This is a genomic window from Spirosoma gilvum (assembly GCF_054776815.1).
Window position 1 is genome coordinate 276927 of sequence record NZ_BAAHBH010000002.1, and the last position, 23957, is coordinate 300883.

The window sequence follows — 23957 nt, forward strand, 5'->3', positions numbered from 1 at the left end:
GCCAGTAAAGAGGGGCTGTATCCCAAATGGTCAACAGCCCCTATACCTAATATTCGATTACTAGCGACCTGCTGATTCAAGCTGGTACAGGTACCCAATGTCTGTTCCTGACAATGCTTTGTTGTAGACCCGAACTTCGTCAATTCCACCTGTATATAGCCCCTGCCAAGTCTGGGTTGTCGATTTGGTATAGCCTGTAGCAGCATTGGGCCAGCCACCAATAAGTACTTGGGTAGGAGTTGACAAGGTGATAGGGCCAATGCCTACCGCAGGAGTGCCCGTTGTTCTGTTACGGAAGTTTTTGTTCGATACTAACACGCCATTGGCATACAGATCGATATTTGAGCCTGCTCCATCATAGACCATTACATAATGAACCCAAGTGTTTTTCGTTTTCAGGATCTGGAAGTCTGTACCAGCGGTTCCGTAGTCATTGATGTTGTCGCCACCCAGACTATAGTTCCCGCCAGAATACGTATGGAATGCGCTGTGCAATGCTAATGTGTCGCCTTTGGTTGTCGGGCGACCAGTCTCCAGGTACATATTTATCGGTCCTTGGTTCCAGTCACCCTGAGTTGCCAATGCCTGCGTAAGCGCAAATACAGAAGAGGCCGTTTTTCCATTATTAGCCGTGTTTATCCAGGCACTAACTGTTACGCTAGGGATAGCACTGGTACTGCTTAAAGAGGAAATAGTTGGATAAAGCACATAGCCTGCGTTCAATTGAAGCGCCTGTCCTTTAGGGCCAGTTGTGAACGATGCATTGCTACTGTTTGATGGAGCGGTTCCCGATTTGTCTTCATTATTCGTTCCGTCAAATGTCCAGTGTGCCAGCAAGTTAGTAGACGCCACATCGTTTGATGTATTATATCCACCAATTGGTGGTAACGTAGTTCCGCCATCATCTTTTTTGCAGGAGGTAAACACAGTGCTCATTACTACACCAGCCATTACCCACGCTGTGATTTTCGTCGTTTTCATGTTTAGTTGTTTTAATTGAATTGGATTTATTTGACTTGTAATCGAAAAATGCTTGCCTGAATTTTCGTGTTTTTTGTCATGCTGAGGAACGAAGCATCTTAATGCGTCTGAACCTTCTGGCTAGGAAACGTTAAGATGCTTCCTTCGTCAGCATGACAAATAAGGGGCGTTTTAATACCCAGGATTTTGGTCCAATTGCCCCCCACTGAGCTGGATTTGTAGGCTCGGCACGGGAAGCAACTCGTTTTTGCCCGCTACGAAATTCTTACCCGCTGCCTGCATCACCTGGGCTGCCCGACCTGTTCGTACCAGATCGAAGAAGCGGTCGTGCTCCATGGCCAGTTCGACCCGGCGCTCTTTCCAGATGGCTTGTCGTACATCCGTCTGTGAAGTAGCCTTCGTAGCGGCTAGCCCGGCACGGGTACGGATCATATTCAGATACGTAATGGCCTGTGCCGACTGTCCTAACTCATTTGCGGCTTCAGCAGCCATCAGCAACACATCGGCATAGCGCAACAGCCGTACGTTTTTCTGCTTTCTGTCGCGATTGCCCAGGTAGGGTTCGATATTCGGGTTTTCGCTGGCGTAGGCTTTGTAATTGTAATAGAGGTTCTGGACCGAATCGGCACTGGGAATACGGAATCCGTCGTACAATACCGTCCCTTTATGTTGCGGACTGGTGTCGATGAAGATAATCGTAGCGGCCTTGCGCTTGTCGCCGGGTTCGTAAGCGTTTGCTAAGTCTGCAGAAGGAGTGTCGAAACCAAAACCAAGATCGGTCCAACCACCTTTACCGCCCACACGTGGCCCCTGCCAGGTGCAATACCCGCCGACGGCTATATCACCGTTATTGAACGTACCGCTCTGTGTTTCGAAGATGGATTCTACACTATTGTTGCTGACATACCGCCAAAGGAGTGTGTAATCAGGTAATAACGAATACTGCCCTGAGTTGATTACCTCCTGCGTCAGCGCCTGTACCTGCTGCCAGTTTTTACGATACAGGTAGGTTTTGGCCAACAGTGCCTGAGCGGCTCCCTTATTGACATGACCTGCACCCGCTTGTGCCCGTAAAGGCAGGTTGCTGATAGCGTATTGAAGGTCTTGGGTAATCACATTGTAGATGGTATCGACTGGAGCTCTCGTCTGGAAAGCAGGGTCGGTATTGGCATCCTGTGCATCTTTGGGCACGCGAACTACTTTGGGGACTTTCCCAAAAAAACGTACCAGATTGAAGTAGTAATACCCCCGGATGAAGCGGACTTCACCCGTCAACCGACTTTTCGTACTGGCATCAATAGACGCCGTTTCCAGGGCGGCTAAGGCCTGATTGGTACGAGAGATACCGCTGTAATACCCATTCCAAAGCGCTGCTACGAAATTGTTTGTGGGTGTTGTGGCAAAGTTGTCGATGTCTTTCAGGTTAGGCTGATCACCATCAAAACTGCCCTTGTCGGCATCGTCGGAGATGATATTGGTACCGGCAATAAAGCTGATGCCGTGAATGTCGCCCCCAGCTCCACCAAAGGCTTCGCTATTATAGAGACTGTTATAGACACCCGTCACCAGATTAACCGCCAGATTCGGATCAGTGGCCGTAGTAGCCTGGCCTTGTACAGGAACATCCAGAAAGCTTTTCTGGCAGGAAGCAGTCAGTAAAACGGCTACAAAGCCGATACTGAGCGAAATATATGTATTGCGTTTCATTGATGTTGAGTCAGGTTAAAAGCCAACGTTCAGACCCAGTGCGTACGTTTGCGTTGTCGGATACGCATTCAATTCGATACCCTGACTGGTTGGATTGCCAGGTAGTTCGGCTGTAAAACCGCTATATTTTTTCATTGTCAGAATATTCTGTGCGGTTACGAATACCCGGATACTGCTCACTTTGATTTTGTCGAGCAGAGTATTGGGTAGTTTGTAGCCCAGCGTTGCATTATTGATCCGTACAAACGAACCCGATTCGACGAAGTAGGTAGAAGCGGGCAGGTTACCACTGTTGGCAGCCGGTTCGGTCTGAATGCCACTGCCCGGCGACCAGCGTCCATAGGCCATCGACCGTTCTATATTGTCCAGTTGGTTCTGGCGGAATCCGCGTTTGCCGTTATAGACCTGATTACCCACGTTACCGTAGAAATCAACGCTGAAGTCCAGTCCTTTCCAGGTTAGCCCGGCGTTCAGACCGAAGTAGGCTTTGGGTTGGTACGAACCGGCAAACACACGGTCGTTATCATCGATTTTCCCGTCGCCATTGGTGTCCTGGTATTTAAAATCCCCAGCGTTGGCCGAAGGCTGAATAACCTGACCGGTAGCACTTTTGTAATTTGATACTTCGTCGGCCGTCTGGAATATGCCCAGCACCTGTAGTATGTAAAAACTTCCTACTGGCTGACCGTTATCCGTGCGGGTGGTGTACTGCTGATTCGCGCCAACGCCACCATCCAGAATAGGTTGACCGCCATTCAAACCAATGACCTTGTTTTGATTGAGCGTAGCGTTACCGCCGATCCGATAGGAGATATCGTTGGTAATCTTACCACGCCAGTTGAGGGTAACTTCTAGTCCCTGATTCTGAATCGAAGCGGCATTGGTCAGTACAACTCCATCGGCATCGCCCGTTACCGATGGTACTTTTACGTTAATCAGCAGATCACGGGCTTTCTTGTTGTAATAGTTAACCTCGCCCGACAGCCGACCATTGAGGGCCGAAAACTCGACGCCCAAATCGGCTTCTTCGGTGGTTTCCCATTTCAGGTTAGGGTCTTTGATTTGGGTAATCGCACTGCCTGGTGTGGCAATTCCCCCGCCAAAGGGATAGGCCAGATTGGGCTGTACCGTAACCGTGTAGGAATCCGAGGGAATGCGGTCGTTACCTACGCGTCCCCAGCTGGCCCGCAGTTTCAGAATGTCGAAAATCTGCTGACTTTGCATGAACGGTTCGCTGGTAATCAACCAGCCTGCGCCCACCGATGGAAAGTAGCCCCACCGATTTTGCGTTGGGAAGCGAGAGGAACCATCGGCCCGGATGGTGGCTGTGAATAAATATTTGTCGTTGAAGTTGTAATTGACACGCCCGATGTACGAATTCCGGGTGTATTTGTCGCCGGTTCCATCGTTGGTAGAGGTGTTGGCGTTACCCGTACCGATATACCACAGGTTTTGGGCTGCCGGTACATCTTTTCGAAAAGCCGTAAAGCTGGCCAGCGTATATTGTTCGGCGGTAGTACCGACCAGAACCGTCAGGTTATGCTTATCGAACTTCTTGCTGAAGGTGGCCAGGTTGTTCCAGGTCCAGTGGAATATGCGCGTATTCCCAAAGGAGAGATTGCTGTTAGGGTTCCGCTGATTACCACCCGCGTTGATAAACGACGTAGTGTCGTTATTGAACTGATAGTTATACACCCGGCTGTTCTGATTCAGCCAGTCGCCCCCCATTTCGCTGCGTAAGGTCAGCCATTCGATCGGCTTAATGTCCAGATAGGCAGAACCCAAAAGTCGGTTGTCGGTCGCCTTGTTGTTATTCTTCTCAATATCCATGATCGGATTACCAACGTTCTGATAGACAGACGTATTCCCGTACTTACTGCCTACTTTCGACTGGATAATAGGAGCAGCCCGATAGGCATCATTATAAGCCGTATTCAGGTTCGCAATCTGGTTGTCGCCATTGGAATATGACGCGGAAATCCCAGCTTTGACGTATTTATTAAAGGTGAAATCGTTATTAGCGCGAAGCGTAAACCGCTTGTAGATGTTGTCGATCACAATCCCCTGGTCGGTATAATACCCAGCACTCAGAAAATAGGTGCTTTTATCAGTACCGCCATTGACTGACAGACCGTGATTCTGTTGAAAACCAGTACGTAGAATCTGGCTGTACCAGTCGGTTGACGTTGTGCCTGGATTAACAATATTACCCGTTGCGGCACTGACATAGTTGGCATATTCAGCTGCATTGGCCATTTTAACCAAATTGGCTGGCATTCGGAAACCGGCATTACCCGAATAATTGACGGTCATTTTGCCAGTAGTGCCCCGTTTTGTCGTGATAATGACAACCCCATTGGCTCCCCGAGCGCCGTAGATTGCTGTAGCAGAAGCGTCTTTTAGTACGTCGATGTTGGTAATGTCGGCCGTGTTGATGTTGGAAATATCATCGGTCAATACCCCATCAACAACGAACAAGGCTGCTGTACCAGCCAACGCCGTGCTGGTTCCCCGAATACGTATAATTGGGGACGTTCCTGGCTGACCGCTACTAATAATTTGTACCCCGGCCGCTTTACCTTGTAGGGCTTGTGTGGCTGTCAGAACGGGTTGCTTGACCAGTTCTTCCCCTTTAATCGTCACAGTGGCTCCTGTTACATCAGCTCTCCGCTGTGTTCCATAACCGACCACAACTACTTCGTTAAGCGATTTAGTGTCTTCCTGCAAGGCAATGTTGATCGTCGTACGGCCCTCAATGGCAATTTCCTGTTTCTGGTAGCCAATGCTCGAAAAAATCAGCGTGGCATTGTCGTCGGCCTGGATGCTAAAAGTACCGTTGGGGTCGGTCACTGTACCAGTTGTTGTGCCTTTTACCTGTACGGTTACTCCGGGTAATCCGGTACCCGTGGGGCCATCGGTGACTTTACCTGTAATGCGTATTGGAGCCGTATGAGCCCAGGCCAGATTGATAAATGAATAGAAAACCAGGCTCAGTAGCAGGCTGACTATCCATTTCGTTTTCCAACGAAGAGACGTATAATCCATAGTTTATCCGGTTAAGATGGCTACTGAAGCTTTTCAAGTGAGTTAGTTGTACTGAGGACCTGCTACAGTACATAACGAAAAAGCGCAATAACTTTCTAATATTTATTTGCACAAAAGTAGGTAATCGTTAAATTGGCCTATAAAATCGTGGTACATCATTACCACATCATTCAGGCTTCTTTAGCCTGTAATCAATGGTTTTTAATACATCACGGTGCGTAATGCGCTGTTTCTATGCAAAAAGATATGGGTGTTTACCTATCTGACCATTTTCGTCAGATTTTATACATTTTTTGGCTGTTTATAGGTTATGCATTGCCAGGATTGGCTCAGTCTCCGTATGGCTTTTGTCAGCCTGAACTTATGCAATACACCCGGCAACAGTATGGAGCTTATAACCAGAACTGGGGCGTAGCCCAGAATGAGCGAACCCGACTTATGTACTTTGCTAATTCAAAGGGACTGCTTGAATTTGACGGAAGTAACTGGCGCGTTTATGAATTGCCCCGAAAGCAGCAGGTACGTTCGGTTGCTATCGATCAGGAAGGGCGGATTTATACGGGTGCTTTAGGGGAGTTCGGATACTGGTTTCCTGGAAAAAATGGCGAGTTGACGTATCATTCATTAGTGCCATTGATTCAGGAAAAAGGTTTTTTACGGGAGGAAATCTGGAATATTCAGGTTACAGATGATGGCGTCTTGTTTCAGTCATTTGCTTACGTATATATATATAGGCATGGTCATGTCAAATTTTTGCCACCCCCAGCAACGATCCTTTTTATTCATCAGGTTCATAACCGGTTCTTGCTGGAAGTACTGGGCAGGGGGCTTTATGAAATACAGGGCGATCAGTATCATTTCGTGCAGGGTAGCGAATTTTTGGGCCGTGAAACCGTTAACACGATTCTGCCCATTGGTAATCAGGATATTTTAGTAGGTACCGAGCGAAGTATTTATCGTTACGATGGACGTCAGTTTACTCCGTTCAATAATCCACTTAATGCCTTTTTTCAGCAAAATCGGCTTAATCGGGGTGTACAGTTAACGCCAGATCTCTACGCGTTTGGGACCTTGTTGGATGGCGTGGTGATTACCACAGCAGAAGGGCAGATACGCGACCACTTTAGTCAACGTAATGGACTCCAGAACAATACGGTTCTGTCGATGTGTCGGGATAAAGATGGTGACTTATGGCTCGGGCTGGATAAGGGCATCGACCGGATAAATTTAAGCTCGCCAGTCCGGTATTTTGCCGATAATGAAGGGGATTTAGGAACGCCCTACGATATGGCCCGCTATGGGTCAAATCTGTATCTGGGAACCAATCGGGGGGTATATCATCGGCCGTTGAATCAGCTCAATGCACCATTCAGGTTGATTCCCGGCACGCAAGGGCAGGTATGGGATTTAGCCGTCGTCGATAACCAGTTATTATGTGGTCATAATAAAGGTACATTCCGGATTGAAGGGGCACAGGCCCAACTGATTTCCACAATTACGGGAGGATGGGTTTTAGGACGATTAAAAAAATACCCGGACAAGTTAATTCAGGGAACGTACACAAACCTGTGTATTTATCAGAAAGATAATCAGGGCAAGTGGGTCTTTTCGCATACCGTCGATGGCTTTTCGGCACCTGTTCGCCAGCTTGATGAAGATGGAGAAGGAAACATATGGGTTAACAAAGCGTCAAATCTGGGCCTACAACGGTTGCGACTTTCAACTGATTTACGACGAATAGCGTTTAGCAAAGAGTATGCGGATGATGAGTTTCACAGCCCTGTTCTGAATCTGTGTCGGGTGCAAAATCGGGTTGTCGTGACATCAACAGAAGGTCTTCGGGTATATGATGCTACCAACGACCGTTTTGTGCCCGCTTCAACTGCGTATCCATGGGCCGATAATACCATCCGAAAAATTTTCCCGATGCCCGATTCGAGTTTGTTTCTCCTTCGGCAGGATGGTACGGTTGGCTGGACTCAGCCGCACGGCCGAGTGTCGGCCGACATGCCCATACAAACTAACCAATGGGTGGAGGATTTCGAAAAAATTGTCCCGCTTGATTCAGCAAACATTGCTTTCTGTCGGGAAAATGGGTTTGCTATTTTGCCTCGTTTCGTAATAAACCGCCTGGTTAATGCAATACCTCCTCCTGTTATCCGGACGATAATGCCGGTTGAAGATCCCTCCAGGCGGTATATACTGAATGAAAATCAACCAACCGTAAGCCTGACATTTTCTCATAGTCAATCCAACCTGCTCTTTACGTTTTCGACACCTTACTACGCACAACCGATAAAGTATAGTTATTGGCTTGAAAATAGTAAGCAGGGCTGGTCGGCCTATGCGGCTATTCACCAGAAAGAATTTAACAATCTACCCCCCGGACAGTATGTTTTCCATTTAAAATCGAGCCTGAATCCAACCGAAAGTGTCCTGAAATTCGAAATTCGCCCACCCTGGTATTGGAATATTTGGGCCAAACTAATTTATCTGGCTTTGTTAATTGGACTATGTTGGATGGCTTATCTCCTGCACCTCCGGCGGATAGCCATTCAACAGAATCGAATGCGAAAACGGATGGAAACGAAGCTTCGTCAGCAGGAAGAACAAAATCAACGTGAGATTATCCTGCTTCAGAAGGAACAGCTTGAACAGGGCCTGATTCAGAAATCGGAAGAACTGGCCAATTCGACCATGGCGCTGATCCAGAAAAACGAACTGCTCATTCATTTAAAGGAGGAACTGAATCGGGCGAAAGTTCGGGCAGGAACACGATTGCCAGGCGATGAGTTTCAGCGGATAACCACTCTAATTGATAACAACATTTCGAGCGAACAGGACTGGCAATTGTTTGAAACAAACTTCAATAAAGTCCACGAACAATTTCTGAAGCAATTGCTGGAAAAATACCCTGATTTGGGTCAGGGCGATCTGAAACTCGCGGCTTATCTGCGGATGAATCTATCGACAAAAGAGATCGCTCAACTGCTGAACATCACCCATCGGAGTGTGGAGCTAAAACGTTACCGGCTTCGCAAAAAGCTTGGTTTGGAAGGGGATACGAATCTGAGTGAGTTTATGATGAAATATTAAGGTTTATACGGTTCATAGTGGGCTGACGCAGGAATAACCGTTTGCATCAGCCCACCGTAAACCTTAAATCAAATCCCATCCTTTTCGATAGTCTCTTGACAGCAAAGCGTTGGCAGCTGCATTATGCCTGAATTTCTCCTTTCGGGCATTCCATTCCAGCGGCTGGCCGAGTCGGTAGGAGATTAACCCCAGGTGCATTGGAAGCGTCATCTGACGTGCGTAAGCCAAATTGGATTCAGGCTGCTTTCGGGATTTGACGGAATCTATAAAATTTTGCTGATGTCCCGGCGACCGCTCAATCGTGATGGGAATTTCGGCAACATCCGACATCGTTACACCATTGATGGTGATTTCACGAGTATTATAGTCACAAAGAAGCGTTCCCTTATCGCCCTCAAAGTAAGCGCCAATCCCTTTCTTTTCTGCTCCTGGTACATTCGGTGGTGTACTCGTCCAGTGCAGATTCAATCCGTCGAACTCATAATCGATATCGATCCACTTAGGCGCATCACCAATGCCTTCGGGAGCTTCCCCTTTTGCCTGGATACGTTTTAGACCCGTGGGGTTGATCGACCACCAGACCACATCGGCAATGTGGCACCAGAAATCCTGAAACACGCCCCCCGAATAATCCAGAAAATATCGGTACGTAAAATGACACCGTTCGGGCGTATAAAGTGAGACGGGAGCGGGGCCTTGCCACATATCCCAGTTCAGCGTAGAAGGTGGCGTTTGGTAATTGGCTGGACCAAGCACGGGTGGAAACCCGGTCTTCCAGAGTCGGACGGTATGTACTTTGCCGATTGCACCCGCTTTAATGAGTTCAACGACCCGGTGGTAATTATCGCCCGCATGAATTTGCGTGCCAAGCTGGAAAATTCGATCGTATCGGTTAAGTGCTTTGAGCATCTTCTGCCCTTCGCGTACACTGTACGATAATGGTTTCTCGCCATAGACATCTTTACCCGCCTGAAATGCCATGATCGCAATTTGGGCATGCCAATGGTCGGGAGTAGCGCAGGTGATCGCGTCAATATCCTTACGGTCGAGCAGGTAGCGGAAGTCGGGGTAGGTTTTGGCAGATGTACCGGGTTGTAAGGTCTGTAAAGTAGACAGCGCTTTTGCCAGATGCGTTTCATCGACATCGCATAAGCCTACCACTTCGACCTCGGGTAGTTTAGCGAACCAGTTCAGGTGATTCGTACCCATGCCATTCAGGCCAATGTGGGCAACACGAACCCGGTCGCTGGGAGCAACTTTACGTTTCTGGGAAGGAAAGTAGGCCAGACTAAGGGCAGCTGCACTGCCTTGTTTTAAGAAATCACGGCGATTGAGAGGATGACTCATAAGAACGGACAATAACTGGTGAGACCGATTACTAAAAAGATACAATACTGATTATGTACAAAATCTACTAATGATAGTACTATAGTATAGGCTTGTTATGCGTGTTTTTATCCTATAAGTACAATGTTTACTTAATGTTAAATTTATTAATATAACAATACCGAATAATATATTTTTTTTTATGCTCGTAAACACAAACATAGCTTTACCTCGATTATAGATGATGAAGTTAACATGAAAGTTTCATAATTAACAGAATACATCATTAGTCATCAATGCGTTATTGGATCCTTTTTCTTTTAACACAATCCAAATACCTCACGTATATGAAGCACTTTTTTACACCCTTCCCTAGATGGGCAAGTGTTGTCGTTTGGGCCACCTTTCTGCTGTTGGCCTCTGTTTGTACTCAAGTAAATGCCCAGCAAAGCAGTTTAGGTACGCCTAATTCACTTACATCAACCCCTTGGGTTAGTCCGACTTTCTCACTAACTACAGCTCATGCGAGCCCAGGTTTATCCTGTTGGGGAGGAGATGCCTTATGCCTTGCAGGTGGGGACCCTGCTAATGTTACTAATTCTACACTTACTGATTATGATGAGTTAGGAATTGCTATTTCTGGTGCAGGCTCTTTTACAGTTGGTGACAATAATCCCGCTAATATTTATGATGCTGGTAACTTTGCTGGTTTTTTAATAAGTAATAGCTCGCTGGCTGATGTTACTTTATTAGGGGCGGTTACTATTACAACGTACAAAAATGGTGTACAGCGGGAGCAAAAAACAGCGACCAGCCTTCTTGGAGTAAATTCAGCGTTGGTTTCTGGTGCTTATGAAGTCGGATTTCACACAACACTGGATTTTAATCAGATATCGATTGCTTTCACAAATCCGCTGACCCTGGCTACTAGTTATCGAGTGTATTACGCTCTTATGAGACGATATGCTTCGGCAAGTACGCCATTAGTCTGTAACACAGCCAGTTCGTTGACAGCGCCTGGAAACTCAATCTATATTTCTGACCGTACGGGTATAGCAACTAATGTAACCTGTGCTCTTTGTTCTGTCAGCAATGCAGATAATCTTATTGATGGCAATAGCGCAAATTCTGCTGGTATTAATTTAACCGCAGGCGTGGCAGTAACCGCTACGATAGGTGTGAAAAATGCTTTTATTACCTATCCGGCTAGTCAGACTAACACATTTGTTGGGTTTGATATATCCAGTACTGACTTAGTCAGTTTAGGAGTTAATGATAAAATTACCGTTTCCACGTATAAGACAGGTACTACTGCTCCTATTCAATCTGTAACATACGGTGGGGATCTTGTTTCGGTAGGCAGTGCCATTTTATCAGGTACTGGTAGACGAACCATTGGCTTTGTAGCGACAGCAGATTTTGATGAGGTAGTCTTAACCGTTACCAGAGCTGCAGCAGTAGCCGATGCAGGCATCAATGTATTTGGTGTGGTGATGAAGGCATTCTGCGCAGGGCCAAGCCTTGATTGTGCGGATAATACAATTCCGAAAAATACCATTTCGCCACTGACCAATCCTACGCATCCAGTATATGTAGATGGCGGACGCACAGGTATTGTTGGTGGTGTAGCCTGCGCTGCCTGCCAGATAAATAATTCTGAAAACGTAGTTGACGCCAGTACCGCAAACTCTGCAACTATGGTAGTGACTGCGGGTGTGGCTGTTACGGCCTCGTTTGCAGTTGCCAATGCATTAGATACTTATCCTGTTGGTAGTTATGCCGGATTTGATGTAGAAACCAACTCATTATTATCGGCTAATGTCTTTAGTACGGCAACTGTCAGATTATACAATAACGGAAGTCTGGTTCAGACAACCACAGGGAATGCATTAATTGTGGGTGCGGCCAGTAGCCCTTTGCTGAATGGTAGAAGCCGTCAGTATATCGGTGTTGTTGCAACGGCTGCTTATGATGAAGTACAGATTTCCTTCGTCAATCTAGTAAATGCTGATCTGGGAAATATAGTAATTTACAATGCTATATTTGAAAAAACCTGCTCAGCGACAATCAGTTGCAATACGAGTTACAGCCTGACTAACCCTACATTCCCCGTTGTAATCGACTTTGCGAATACAGGGGTTACGGGAGTCGTTTCGGCCGCAACAACAGTTGAGAATCCGTGGAATGTAGTGTCGTCAAGTCCTACTGATTTTGCAAGAATCAACACAACCGCATCGGCAGGTACGCTGGCATCTATTGCTGTTCTGAACGCAGTTGACACGTATCCACAAGGAACATTTGCCGGGTTCACAGTCAAGAAGGTTACCGGAATTCTGGCACTTGATCTGTTCCAGCAACTAACCGTTTCTACTTATCTGGATGGCGTTCTTCAGGAATCAAGAACGGCTGGTAATTTGCTTGATTTGTCAATCGCTTTATTTGGAACTACTACCGACTTCTTCAATGTAGGGTTTGTAGCCACAAAGTCATTTGACGAGATCAAGTTATCCGTATCGCCCCTGGTAGGTGTAGCCGCCTTGTCGGCGTTGGGTGGTAGCCTTGATGTTTATGGTGCTTTCATCGATACCCGCTTATCACTAGGTAATGGCCTGGTTTGTGCACTTAATACCAGCCCTGACTTTGCCGTTACGAACAAAAATGTTCCTGTATCGGGTAGCGTCAAAACCAATGATGTTGTTCCAGCAGGTACCACCTACGGTACAAGCCCAACGCTCGTTAGCAGCCCTGGCGGATCGACGCCCTCATTGACCATGAACAGCGACGGTACCTATACCTTCAGCAGCTCGACTGCTGGCGTATATGTATATTCGGTACCTGTTTGTGTGTCGGCTGTTTGCGTTTCGCAGACGTTAACCGTTACCGTTCTTGATCCGACGGTGAATACGAATAAGCCGGTAGCGAATCCTGATGTCGTTTCGATGACAGGAGCATCCGCTAGCCCATCGTCGGTAACCGTAAATGTTAAGGCAAATGATGGACCGGGTAATCCAGGTGGTACATTGGGTACGCCTACTATTACGGGTAACCCAACTAATGGAGTAGCCAGTGTGGACGGTAGTGGTAATGTAGTTTATACGCCCAATGCCGGTTTCTTCGGGACAGATGTGCTAACGTATCAGGTGTGTGAAACACCAGGCGGTTTATGTGCAACATCAACTGTAACGGTTACTGTTAATCCGCCAGGGGCTAACAACAGTACACTTGCCGCCGACGACTATATAAGTACGTATCAGGGAGCAGCCGTTTCGGGTAATGTGAAAACAAATGATAGCGACCCGGAAGGGAATACACAAACGGTAACTGCTCAAACAACCACTGTCCCCGGCATAGGTACCTTGGTGTTGACTTCGGCTGGTAGCTATACCTTCACACCTGTAGCGGGCGCAACCGGTCCAGTTGAATTCACCTATACTACGACTGATAATGGCTCACCTGCGGCTAGTGCCAATGGAACGTTACATGTTCTGATCAATCCGTTCAACCCCAATCCGGATTTCGCTGTAACGAACAAGTCTGTTCCAGTAACGGGTAGTGTTAAGACCAATGATGTCGTACCAGTAGGCGCTACGTACAATACAACGCCAACGCTGGTTAGTAGCCCAGGTGGCTCCACTCCGACGCTGACCATGACCTCAACGGGTAGTTATACGTTTACCAGCGCTACACCTGGCGTATATGTATATGACGTACCGGTTTGTACGCCAGGAACACCTTCGGTCTGCACATCTCAGACGTTAACCGTTACGGTTCTTGATCCTGCGGTGACGACAAATAACCCTGTGGCTAATCCTGATTTTGCTACTACGACTGGAGCACCAAGCAGCCCAACGGCCATTACTGTTAATATCAAAGTAAACGATGGTCCAGGCAACCCAGGTGGAACTCTAGGCACGCCGACTATTCCGAGCCAACCGGCGCATGGTACAGCAAGTATTGACGGAAGTGGCAATTTAGTGTACACACCAACAGCAGGTTATTATGGAGTTGATGTTGTAACCTATCAGATTTGTGAAACGCCAAGTACACCTGCCTGTGCTACAGCTACCGTGACGATTACGGTGAAGGCACCGAATAGCCCGGCTACAGTATCGGCGAATGATGACTATGTGGCTACGTCAGGAACGGCTGTGACAGGTAACATCCTCACGAATGATATAGGGACGGGACTATCGGTATCGAATCCTGGCACAACGACTTACTCATCAGGTACGCTTGTTGTGACGTCGACAGGTAGCTACACGTTCACGCCTACACCAGGCACGTCAGGTCCAGTTGATTTCACCTATACAACTTGTGATAACAATTCTCCTTCGAATTGTGCCAGCGCTACACTTCACATACTGGCGAATCAGGCTATTCCCGACTTGTCTCCAACGATTTACCTGCCTCAGGGTAACTTCAATACATCACCAAATAACGTACGTGATTTTGTAGTGAATATTTTTGAAGCAAATGGTCAGCCAACCCCGCCAGGAAGTGTCAGTATTACGATTTCGGTACCAACAGGTTATACTATTTCCTACAATAGTGCGCTTACCAGCATCAATGTGACGGAAGGAACGAGCAATCCTGTTGCTATAGAGAATCCGAAATGGACAGTAGTGAATAATGTGGCAAATCAGCAGCTTACTCTCAAGATTAATGCTGGACAGATTATTGCGGCTAATGCGACGGCAGTATTGGGCTTTACGATCACTCGTACAACGGCCAACTCGGGTAGTGTATCCAATATTACCGTTAATGTAACTGATGACGCTACAAAAACGTATGATGAGAATCCATTAAATAATGTTTACTCAAGAATTATCAGTGGATTGTAAAATTTAACTTGTGCCAAATATCTTTTTTCAGATATTTGGCACACTCTTTATTTTCTTTAATCGGGTTTGCTAAACTTAAGTTTATTCTTTATGATTAAGCGACTTTTACTCTTTTTCGTAGTGGGCTTATGCAGTGGATACGCTTCCTATGCCCAGGATCCTAACGCCACCGGCGTTACCATCACCCCCAACCCCCTGCAGGTGGGCCAGTTCAGCAGTGTCACCGTCAGCTTCGGCAACGGTAGCTCCACCGACATCCCTCAGAGCGCTACCGCTACCTATACCATCAACCTGCCACCCAACGTGGGTGTGACGGCTGCGTCGGTAGCCGTTATCTCTCCCGTAGCCGGTACCACCGCCAACCTGTCGCTCACCCAGGGAGCCTACAGCAGTGGCAGCGGCACCATCGTCACCGTCAAAAGTGATCTGGGCGCAGTGCCGGGTAATGCCATCTACAACCTGCTGCTCACCATCCGGGGCGTATCGGTTACGGGCGGTCTGCCCCCCAGCATCACGGCCAATGCCGTAGCCACCGGGCTGTCGACCAACAACAGTGGTAATGATAATGCCAACACCGCTGTAGCCGTTACCCAGGGTACAGTTCAGCCGGTAGGTCTGGTCTCCTTTACAGCCAAAGCCCAGGAAGATCAAACCGTGGCCCTGGCCTGGACCACCTCCTGGGAAGCCAACAACAAAGGTTTTCTCATCGAGCGCAGCAAAGACCTCAAACACTTCGAAACTGTGGGCGAGGTAACCGAGATCGGTTCCAGCAGTGAATCGCTGAAGAACTACCACCTCACCGACTACACTCCCTTCCGGGGCACCAGCTACTATCGGCTGACCCAGCTGGATCTGGATGGTAAGTCGACGGTGCTCAAGGTGGAATCGGTGGTGTTGCGGGAAGGGGCCTATGGAGTGTTCCCCAATCCGGTGGTAGCCAGCCAGCAGTTCCGGGTGAGTCTGGATGAGCCCGAGACGGCGGTGTTGAACCTGTATGGGGCGGATGGCAATTCGGTCTCGGTTCAGAAGAGTGAGGTACAGGGCAGCAATCTGCTGCTGAAGGCCAACGGCCAGCTCACTACGGGGGTGTATGTGCTGACGGTGGAAGAGCGGGGCCAGCTTCGCAAACATCGGATCGTTATCCAGTAGTGGTCGGTCATCGTTGTGTACAAGTATTCAATTGGGACTGAATCAGACCACATTTAACTCATTGCTCCATGAACTCAAAGGCTAACAATATATCAATTCCAGCGCCCAAGAAGGCCTATAAATCACCCAAGCTGCACGTGCTGGGGAATGTCAAGAAGCTCACTCTGAAGATCGGTTCCAACACCGATGGGTTTGGCGGTACATTCGTCTAGGAAATTTCTATAACTTTTCTGCAGTAGCCTGGTGTCATCGGAATACGAGCACCAGGCTATTTCCTTTTATAAAAAAGCAGTAAATTGCTGGATATAATAAAAGGTATAAGGATAAGATAGTTGTAAATAAGTTATTAATGAATACATATCAATCTCCTGAAATTACAGTCCTGCTTATGGCTTGTACGCTGGATATTTCAGAAGAGAAAAAAGCCGGATTCATTCATTTTTTAGGGCAAAATCAGATTGATTGGCAACTACTTTATGTTTTAGCAGATCGGCATCGATTAAAGCCTTTTTTATATAGAGCGCTCCAGAAAATAGCTAACTGCCCACATGAATTTCTGGAAAAACTGCAAAAAGATTATCAGGAAGATACAACGGATAATTTATTAAAGCTTCATCACTACCATATACTCAGTAATCTATTGATTGAAAATGGTATTGATCATATACCGTTAAAAGGTATATATCTTGCCGAAAATGCCTATCCTAATCCTGGCTTACGACCTACGGGCGATCTTGATATTTTAGTTAGCGAAGGAGAGGTGTTTAAGACTATAGAACTGCTACGTACAAATGGATATGAGTTAAATAAGGTACATACTATTCATTGGCAGAAAAAAAAACAGGCATTACTAACGGATTTATCTGAAGTAAGTTTATTTAAGCCTTTTTCAGGTAAAAGTGAATTTGATATAGATCTTCACTGGCAGGTACTAGGTTTTAATAAGCATTATGCTCTATTTGGCCTGAACTACTTTCGATTAAATCCCGAACTTTTTATTGAACAGCAAATAGTGTTGTTAGCCGTACATCATGGTATAACTAATATTTGGCAAAGGATCTATTTTATCAATGATTTATATTTTCTACTAATCAAAAAAGAAATTAACTGGAACTGGCTTCTGGATGAGTTAAAGCAGTATGGTTTCGAAGCGATCTTTTTGTCAGGTTTATATTGGTGCAAAAAAATATGGGCCTTATCCCTACCAACATTTATTGAGTCATTAGTAGATACAGTGGAGGTTGAGCAATTGGCAAAAGAATATGCCGCTAACTGGGCTCGACGAGAATCATATGAGTTAAGCGATCGGATTGCCCGTCAATTAAAATTTATGGTAAAAGCGCAGCCAGGTTTTCGTCATCAATTAAAAGTCTATAGAACATTTTTTACGAGTCGCATCTTTCAACCGAGTACATTTAAGTTTGGTAAATCGTATATTTACCTACCGCAGGAAGCCGGATTTATTACGATATTTATTCGTGCAATGCGATCAATATGGAAATTTCTGCCAGCTAAATCGGTAGTTGTCTCTGTTGAAAACAAGACGGGCGAAGATCATGATTTGGCCCGTAACGAATCCAGCCAGAGTGCGAGATAAATAATCCGGCTAAGCAGCCAGTTATAGCGCGTTTTTTTCTTCACCGCATAACTGGGATTAAAAACAATTGTAACGATTTTCTCAAAAATTTTCCTGTCAATCACTTCCCAGATTGGATGAGCTGACGATGCAAATCGTTCCTGCGTCGCCTTATACAATTGCTGAGCTGATAATGTACCATATTCAACAAAATTTGCTTTCGTAAACCGAGAAATAATCGCTGGAGGCAAAACAGTTTCCAGGCCGTTTCGGATAAGTCCACGCCCACGTCCCTGATTAAAATGAACTTCTAAAGGTGTGGCCAGGCCTAATTCAATAATTTTTTTATCGAAGAAAGGAAATGAGTACGTATGGCCGTAATAGGCGCCAATATGATTCATCTGCTCATTGCAGATAACATTGGTCGTGTGAAGTATTTGATTGAACGGAGCGTTGTGTTCATTAGTTAATTGCGTCACCAAGTCCCGCGTTGAGGTTTGAGGACGTTGCTGAACCTGGCTTTTAAATTCCTGGCTTAACGCATTGTCGATTAACGATTCATGGGCGAGTTTGGTCTGGATTCGCTTGGCTAAGTAAGAGAGGATGGCTGTTGATGAAAGCCCAAAGAATCGTTTCTGCTCGATAAGCATACTGAGAAAGGAGATGCCTGACTGCTGGCTAAAGCGTTTTTTGAGATCAGAGCCTATGATCGACAAAACAAATTTCTCGTATTTCATCTGCTCACTTAAGCTGAGCCAGTCGGCGCTCAACCGCGTCATATTTTGCCCCTGAACTGCTATCAGTTGTCGGCAGGCCAATGCCAGCTTTTCCCAGTCGTTTACAGTCAACAATTGATCTAGAAAATCAAACCCGTTTGGGGCTGTACTATCACCATCATGACCGGTCAGAAGTATGTCGCAGCCGAGTTGTTGGGCCTCTGTAGAAACGCTTAAGTGGAAGCTGGAAGGAATAATGAAGTGCTCAGGGCGGTCGAAGAGCCTATTGATAGTCATGACCGACTCCAGCACATCGTCTAACGGACGAACCGTATGATGCTGAGGATGCCATTGGTCAGTAACGGCCTGTACATACTCCTGCTCACTGGCCGACGGTTGATTGGTGTCGATGGAAAACGTATGCAAATCTGAACGTTGCTGAGTCTGTAGTAGCGATTGGGCAACACAGCTAATGGACGAAGAGTCTAAGCCACCACTTAAGTGGGACCCCACTACTTGTTTACCCCGAATACGATGGTTGACCGCCTTTGTAAACTGCTCCTGAAACAATGACGCATACTCCTTTGGGTTAGCTAACCCACGGAATTGGTTGAGGTTAGGTTGCCAGTAAGGGCGAATCTGAACGCTTTCGGAGCGCACAAGCAAATAATACCCTGGTAAGGCGCTAAAAATAGTTTCGTAGAACGTTTCGGTACTGTATGGTACATAGGTCGTAGTCCAGGTCAGGTATTCTCTGAATTTATGTCGATTGGGTTTTACAGAAACTTCCTGTAAGGCTAACAGCGCTTTAATTTCGGAAGCAAAGGCGAAAAAGTGGCCGGGCTGATGCGTATAATAAAGGGGCTTAATGCCCAATGGATCGCGGGCGCAGACAAGCAATTGCTGGCGTTCATCCCACAGTACGGCGGCAAAATCTGCGTTTAACTCGTTAAATACGGCTGTACCGTTTTGTAAATACCCCGTGCTAAATGGCTGATCCGGGAGAGCATCAGCAAATAGATCGGCATCTGTAACGACATAAAGGGAAGCCAGCGTATTTACGTCAATATGCCCTCCGAACGAAACGAACTCACCCTGAGTTATTGGTTGACTTTCTACCTTACCCCGATGTTGTAGTGATCGAATCAAATTGGATCGATCATCAGGATCGATGCGTTGCCCATCAAATCGAATTATTCCCGCAATGCCACTCATGGTTGGTTGTTGAAAACGTGATAACCTGTCCGTTTTCGTATCTTCGCTTTTAGTTAGTTGTTGTGTACAATGTTATGAAATTGGCAGTAGTTGTAACCGCTTACCCGGACGATCTGACCTCGTTTTGTAAATCCCTCCCCATGCGTTTTAAAAATAGTCTGTTTCAATTTTTTCTGCTGACAGTGGTTAGCCTTGGTGTCGGGTGCCAAACCGATCAAACAAACCTGGCTCCTGACGACTCGGCTTATTTCCCGATTCAACCAGGTGACTACTGGATTTATCAGGTAACCCAGGAGAATTATACCCTAACCGGCGCACCAACGACAAAGACCTATCAACTTCAACAGAAAGTCAGCAATTCCTATACGCAAAATGGACAGGTATTTTTCCAGGTAGAGGAATCCGTTAAACTTTCTGCTCAATCCGACTGGCAAATCAATGCGATTCGTACGGTTTATAAAAATTTGTCTGAAGTAGTCAGTCAGGATAACAATGTCCCTAAGGTACAATTGCTGTTCCCAATTGCGGCTACCACAAGCTGGAATCTGAATAGCTACAATGCGAATCCAGATACGTTATTGCACTATAAAGATACAGGTCGTTCATTTTCGGTAGGGAGCCATGCATTTGATCGGACCGTGTCGGTGGTCGGCGATAATGATTCAACACTGGTTAGCCAGCAGAAATACAGTCGGGTATATGCACAGAACGTTGGCCTGGTGTACCGCGAAAATACATCGCTTACCTATTGTCAATCATCGCCCGATTGCCTTGGAAAAGGGATTATTTCGGCCGGTACTCGGCTGAAGTGGAGGTTGTTAACGAGCAACCGCTTACAGTAGTGTTATGGCTGCCAGACTATTTTTCCGGTCCGGACATCTGTTCTTCCGTCTTTCCAGGTTAAGAGTAATGAATACGGGTACATCCCGGGCGACCCTCCCTGCCAGAGCAACAGATTTTTTCCGGTCGATATAGGAAGACTACTGTTGAAAACCTGCACGCCCGACGAATTATAGATACTGAGTCTGGATTCGGCAGGGAGATCGGTTATGTTCAGATTTAGTTCGAATTTAACGTAGCTGGTAGCCGGATTTGGGTAGGTGTTTACGGTAATCGTTTCTTCATTGGATAACGTAACCAGATCAAGCCGATAGGGTGATGCGATTCGATTACCGGCGGCATCTTTCCCAAATACAATAAGCTGATAGGTCCCGCCCGCTTTAAGGGATAAGTTAGTAGTAACCTGAAGCTGATTGGCGGCAACGGCCGACACAGAAAGCAACCGAGCTGACAGTTTCTGTGGAGCACAGGTTTCGCAACTCCGCAGATACACATCGACTGCGCTGGTATCTTGCCGGGACAGTGGATTTTCATCCTGAATAAAAATATCGACCCGTGGACTCAAGCCGACAACTGATCGGTTTGTTCGGATAGCGCCATCAATAAACACGTTGATTTCGGGACTAATCCGGTCCGGCAAGGCTTTGATCGGGTAACTATTGCCACTTTCAGCCTGCGACCAGTCGATGGTGAGCGAAGCCGTGTTGTTGGTTTTGGATAATTCAGTCAGTTGATTGGCCGGATCAATCGTTACCTCTACTTTTTGCAGATTGGCGTCTTTGGGCAACGTGTACCTTAAGGTGTCCTGGTAACGAAAGCCACTGAAACGCAAGGTGTTGGTTGTTGGCCCTGCATTAGTAGTTTTCTTGATCGATAGATCGATCGACTGACCGGCCACAAATTTACCCAGATTGGCCAGCGGCATCACCACCTGAATGGAATCGCTGCTTTTAATAGAACTACCTACTACCGACGACTGAATATAGAGCCCCTTGGAGTCGATGGAATAGTCGGGATTGGGGAGTGGATACAGAATTACGGCTGGATCGCCCTGTAGAATCATCTCCAGCAATATCGATTCGTCGTAAGGACCATAGGGACCTTTCTGAATGGTTGTATTCAACTGCTGCTGCACTTTTCCGAACGGCATACCCAATGTGCTGGCATCCGTAAAAAGAGAGGTGTACAGATTGCTTAAGTAATACGCCGTTGGGCCTTCAAAACTCCAGTACGAATGCGCCAGAACGACGGCTGCTCCTTTCGAAGGGGCCAGAAGCCAGTCGGTCGACAGGGTATTGAAACGGGAAAAAATCTCGCCTACACCACAGCCGTTAAAAATCATGAACGGGTAAAACGAATTACGGAACCCATTCTCCGGTGGCGAAGCATAGCCGAAATTCATATCGGTCACATTAGGACCTGCATGCCCGAAAAAGGTAATGAGGCTAACCCCGTCGTTGACGAGTGGGGTAATGTTGATGGGTTCAACTTCGGCTGTTGTGGTCTTGCTGAATGCCGAAACCTGCCCTCCCAGCAGACCATTGGTGTAGGTACTGCCAATATCGGCCAGAGAACTGCTCAGCCGTTGGGCTTCCTCTTTCGTTTTGCCACCACTAATATGGATGAGGTGTTTGCGCCAGATACCGTTCTGATTAGGACTTTCCTGCTGCTTAATTTTCTCCAGATAGGCCAGCACTTGCTCATTCGATGTCACATTTAGCCGGCCGGTTGGTATGGCGGGCGTATTTATGGGGTAGCCTCCCAAACCGGCTGTGATCAAAATATCTGATCCGGGGTAGCCGATGGTTGGAACCAGATCGTCGGGGGCTGTTTTAACGTAGTACGGATAGCTACAGGCTTTGCCAATCAGCAGTATGTTTTTTACCGCCGTATTGGCCAGCATAAAATCAGCAAAGCGCCGAAGAGCCAGCGGACTCCGTTCACCGTAATTGAACTGATCATAAAGCGAGTCGGCGTCTACAATAAGGGGAATATGCTTTCCTCCGGCATCCGATGCCCGATAAGCCGCATACGTGGTAGCCGACTGTTTCAGGGATGAGTGCGTAATGATGAGGTAGGTAGTCGACGGGGGAAAGGTCGATGAAAAATGGGTCGTCTGAATCGATAGCGGCTTAAGAAACTGGCTTGACACGTAAATATCCCGCTTTTGATTCATACCACTGACCACGGCCTGTGCCTGCCCCGACGTAGTTTGTAAAGTCAGAAATCGGCTATTGCCTTTATCCGTAATGTCGTAAGCAACAGCCCCGGCCGGTGCGTTTTTAATGGCGAGTAACGCGTTGGACTGCGTATTAGCGGGCAAATGAAACGCCTTACTCAATTGCCCCGTCATATCGGTCGCCTGCGGAAAGGATACTTTTACGTACGTAATCGAAAAGTTGTTGGTATTATCAAGCTTTTGCGATTTAAACCGTACTGTAAGCTGATCGTTCGGGAGCCCAGCCGGATTGACCGACGTTTTAAACAGTTGGGAAGCAAAACTTGAAACAAGAAGTGGGCTTATCTGAGCGGCATTCCCGGCATCGACTGTAATGCGGTGATCGGAATTGTCGCGGCCATTAACCATACCTTCCAGCACAATGGGCCAGGAGGCCGTACTCACCCGATTCGACAGCGTTATGGGTACTGTACCAACCGAATCAGTTGTCAGTAGTGAGCCCGACCAGCCTTCGCCGGGTTCAAAGTAACTTTGCTGAAGAGCTGGTTCAATGCCTTTTAAGTTGTTGAAGGTGTACTCGCTTGTAAAGGCACGGATTGTTTCTTCCACATGGAATTTTTCGGCAGTGAGTCCCTGAACCGATGCATTTAGCTCCTGTACCCGCTTGCCCGTTGTTCCGGGGCTACTGGTCAGGAAATAGGCTGTTTTGTCCGAGAATAAGGTTTGGTACGGATGCAGTCGCTTTTGGGGCCTATACAGCAGCGAGTCCTGGCTACCATCGTTACCTTCTCCATAAAACTCCAGGTAATCAGCCGTGTCGAATACGCCGTCCTGCTGACCTACAATACGAATGGCGATTTCCTTCCCCCGGAAAAAGAGCTGCCAGTTGGTTGGATTGGTTTGGAGAAACGAAGCGTCGACCGATTTTAGGTCATCATATGTGATGCGGTAAATGCCGGTCTGGCTGGTCGACAACTTCAGGTATTTCTGAGAGGGCTTGATCCACTCGTTACCAAACGTACGTTGCGCATACAGGGCGAAACAATGAATCGTAAATCCTAGTAAAAGTAATCCTTGTTTCATCAGGAAAACGGGTAGCCTAACTATACCAGAAACTACTCATCAACTCGTCAGCGAAATGGCAAACTAATCGCTTTACCCGACCAGTCATCAGAATGTTTCTACTAGTTGCGTTGAGTAAATTACGGCTTTACTGTATGTGACTTCGGCCTATACAGTAAAGCCGTACTATCAAAGGTAAAGATTAGTTCGGTAACTTGGTAGCC

12 protein-coding genes are annotated in these 23957 nt (G+C 46.9%); 6 read left to right on the forward strand and 6 right to left on the reverse strand.

All coding sequences use genetic code 11. From position 1 onward, the window contains the following. Positions 1-60: 60 nt before the first annotated feature. From ACYVFD_RS05990 to ACYVFD_RS06000, 3 genes are all read right to left on the reverse strand, one after another. Positions 61-981: a LamG-like jellyroll fold domain-containing protein gene (locus ACYVFD_RS05990; RefSeq protein WP_461088866.1), complete on the reverse strand. Its 921-nt coding sequence runs from the start codon at positions 979-981 to the stop codon at positions 61-63. Positions 982-1152: 171 nt separating this feature from the next. Beyond that, the gene (locus ACYVFD_RS05995; protein ID WP_461088867.1) at positions 1153-2688 is read right to left on the reverse strand and encodes a RagB/SusD family nutrient uptake outer membrane protein; all 1536 of its coding nucleotides are present in this window, start codon (positions 2686-2688) and stop codon (positions 1153-1155) included. A 15-nt stretch (positions 2689-2703) separates the two neighbouring features. Then, positions 2704-5733, reverse strand: a complete 3030-nt coding sequence (locus ACYVFD_RS06000) for a SusC/RagA family TonB-linked outer membrane protein (protein WP_461088868.1) — start codon at positions 5731-5733, stop codon at positions 2704-2706. Positions 5734-5967: 234 nt separating this feature from the next. Here ACYVFD_RS06000 and ACYVFD_RS06005 point away from each other — a divergent pair, with 234 nt between their 5' ends. Further along, positions 5968-8829, forward strand: a complete 2862-nt coding sequence (locus tag ACYVFD_RS06005; RefSeq protein WP_461088869.1) for a ligand-binding sensor domain-containing protein — start codon at positions 5968-5970, stop codon at positions 8827-8829. Between the two features lie 63 nt (positions 8830-8892). Here the strand turns inward: ACYVFD_RS06005 and ACYVFD_RS06010 are convergent, their stop codons facing one another. Next, a complete protein-coding gene (locus ACYVFD_RS06010; RefSeq protein ID WP_461088870.1) occupies positions 8893-10176 on the reverse strand; it encodes a Gfo/Idh/MocA family protein in 1284 nt (427 codons plus the stop codon). A 1157-nt stretch (positions 10177-11333) separates the two neighbouring features. Here ACYVFD_RS06010 and ACYVFD_RS06015 point away from each other — a divergent pair. The 4 genes from ACYVFD_RS06015 (at position 11334) to ACYVFD_RS06030 (ending at position 17742) form a co-directional block, all read left to right on the forward strand. Next, the gene (locus tag ACYVFD_RS06015; RefSeq protein ID WP_461088871.1) at positions 11334-14996 is read left to right on the forward strand and encodes a beta strand repeat-containing protein; all 3663 of its coding nucleotides are present in this window, start codon (positions 11334-11336) and stop codon (positions 14994-14996) included. Positions 14997-15086: 90 nt separating this feature from the next. Further along, entirely contained in the window at positions 15087-16145 is a 1059-nt protein-coding gene (locus tag ACYVFD_RS06020; protein ID WP_461088872.1) for a T9SS type A sorting domain-containing protein, read from the forward strand. 68 nt (positions 16146-16213) lie between these two features. Continuing rightward, entirely contained in the window at positions 16214-16357 is a 144-nt protein-coding gene (locus tag ACYVFD_RS06025; protein ID WP_461088873.1) for a hypothetical protein, read from the forward strand. 137 nt (positions 16358-16494) lie between these two features. Further along, on the forward strand, positions 16495-17742 hold the full coding sequence (locus ACYVFD_RS06030; protein ID WP_461088874.1) for a nucleotidyltransferase domain-containing protein: 1248 nt from the start codon (positions 16495-16497) through the stop codon (positions 17740-17742). Here ACYVFD_RS06030 and ACYVFD_RS06035 read toward each other — a convergent pair. Next, a complete protein-coding gene (locus tag ACYVFD_RS06035) occupies positions 17700-19652 on the reverse strand; it encodes an asparagine synthetase B family protein (RefSeq protein WP_461088875.1) in 1953 nt (650 codons plus the stop codon). The two genes, ACYVFD_RS06030 and ACYVFD_RS06035, sit on opposite strands and share 43 nt — an antisense overlap. Before the next feature lie 140 nt (positions 19653-19792). On the opposite strand from ACYVFD_RS06035, the gene ACYVFD_RS06040 reads away from it, so the two are divergent. After that, on the forward strand, positions 19793-20494 hold the full coding sequence (locus ACYVFD_RS06040; RefSeq protein WP_461088876.1) for a hypothetical protein: 702 nt from the start codon (positions 19793-19795) through the stop codon (positions 20492-20494). Between the two features lie 2 nt (positions 20495-20496). Here ACYVFD_RS06040 and porU2 read toward each other — a convergent pair whose 3' ends face one another. Then, a complete protein-coding gene (gene porU2 / locus ACYVFD_RS06045) occupies positions 20497-23754 on the reverse strand; it encodes a putative type IX secretion system sortase PorU2 (protein ID WP_461088877.1) in 3258 nt (1085 codons plus the stop codon). Positions 23755-23957 lie beyond the last annotated feature (203 nt).